The organism is Kitasatospora sp. NPDC093558, assembly GCF_040683475.1.
Classification (GTDB): Bacteria; Actinomycetota; Actinomycetes; order Streptomycetales; family Streptomycetaceae; genus Kitasatospora.
This window is the reverse complement of record NZ_JBFBDY010001063.1, coordinates 1-1626: the sequence shown is the minus strand read 5'-3', so window position 1 is coordinate 1626 and position 1626 is coordinate 1. Positions and strand designations below refer to the sequence as shown.

At 72.8% G+C, this 1626-nt stretch carries 1 protein-coding gene; it reads right to left on the bottom strand.

Annotated elements, in window-relative coordinates:
- Positions 1-31: 31 nt before the first annotated feature.
- Positions 32-1237, bottom strand: a complete 1206-nt coding sequence (locus AB0O00_RS38475) for a cytochrome P450 (protein ID WP_363659329.1) — start codon at positions 1235-1237, stop codon at positions 32-34.
- Positions 1238-1626: the final 389 nt, after the last annotated feature.

The window sequence follows — 1626 nt, the reverse complement described above, 5'->3', positions numbered from 1 at the left end:
GGGTCACCCCCGGCCGGTCACCACCGGCGGTTCACCAGGCGATCGGCAGGGCCCGCGGGTAGCGCCAGATGGATCCCGTGTGCCAGTCGAGCTCGGCCGGCGGCACGGCCAGGCGCAGTCCGGGGAAGCGCCGCAGCAGCGTGCCGATGGCCACCTGGAGCTCCATGCGGGCCAGGTGGGCGCCGAGGCAGTGGTGCTGGCCGTACCCGAAGGTCATGTGGGTGGGCGCGCCGCGGTCGAGGTCGAGCTCGTCGGGCCGCTCGTAGGCGGCCGGGTCGCGGTTGGCGGCGAGGTAGGAGACGTGCACGGGCTCGCCGGCCCGGATGAGCACGCCGCCGAGCTCGACGTCCTCGGTGGCGACCCGGGCGATGCCGACGCCTTGGCGGAACGGGATGAAGCGCAGCAGCTCCTCCAGCGCGCGGGGCAGGAGGTCGGGCTGGGTGCGGAGCTTGGCGAGCTGCTCGGGGTGGGTGAGCAGGGTGTAGGTGATGTTGCTGAGCTGGTAGGTGCTGGTGTCGTGGCCGGTGACCAGGAGCACCATCGCCATGACGGCCAGCTCGTCGTCGTCCAGCAGTTCGTCGCCGTCGCGGGCGGTCGCGAGGGCGCTGATCAGGTCCTCGCCGGGGGCGCGGCGGCGGGCGGCGGTCAGCTCGGTGAAGTACGCGCGCAGGGCGGCCTTGGCGCGCTCCTGGGCCTCGCGGCCGTCCGGGCTCATGGCCATCATCGCGACGGCGTGGCCGCGCAGTTCGGCGCGGTCCTGCTCGGGGATGTCGAGCATCTCGCAGATGGTGGTGAGCGGAAGCCGGGAGGACAGGAAGTGCACGAGGTCGGCGGGGGCGCCGTGTTCGGCAAGCTCGTCGAGGTACCCGTCGACGATCCGCTGGGTGTGCGCCCGCATCCGCTCGACCTGGCGGTTGGTGAAGCCCTGGGCGACGAGGCGGCGCAGCCGGTTGTGGCCGGGCGGGTCCATCAGGTTGATCGCCTCGGCCTGGGCGATCGGGGCGGGCGTCATGCGGGGCAGGTCCCGTCCGATGCCGGCGGCGCGGCTGAACCGGCGGTCGGTGGTGACGACCCGGACGTCCTCGTAGCGGGTGGCCAGCCAGGCCTCGCCCTCGCCGTGCGGCAGCCGGATCCGGGCGACCGGGGCCTCGGTGAGCAGCCGTTTGAGGAGGGGGTCGAACTCCAGGCCGTCGGTGTGGTTGAAGGGGCAGTCCCACACGGGGGCGGAGGTGGTCACGGGCAGTCCAAAGGCCGTAGGTGGTGCCGCCCGTCCGGGACCTCTCGTTCGGGATCCCCGGTCCGGGCGCGGACATGCCGATGTTCCCCCATGGGCTGGCAAAAATGTGGATGAGAAGGCTAGTTACCTCGAACGAGTTAGATAGATGATTTTCACGCGAATCAACCCCACTGACGTGGAGCGGAGTTGACCTCTCCGCTACGCAACCAGGAGCGCTCACTTCCCCCTTGGGTCGTCGTCGTCCAGCAGCGGGAACAGCCGGGCCACTGCGGCGACCGGCCGCGCGCCGGCGGGCCGCGCGGCGGGTTCGGGGTGGCGGCCCCGGAACCGGGCCTGGCCCAGGCGGCCCGCCACCCCCACGGCCCACCACGAGGCCGGGGGCCGGGGGT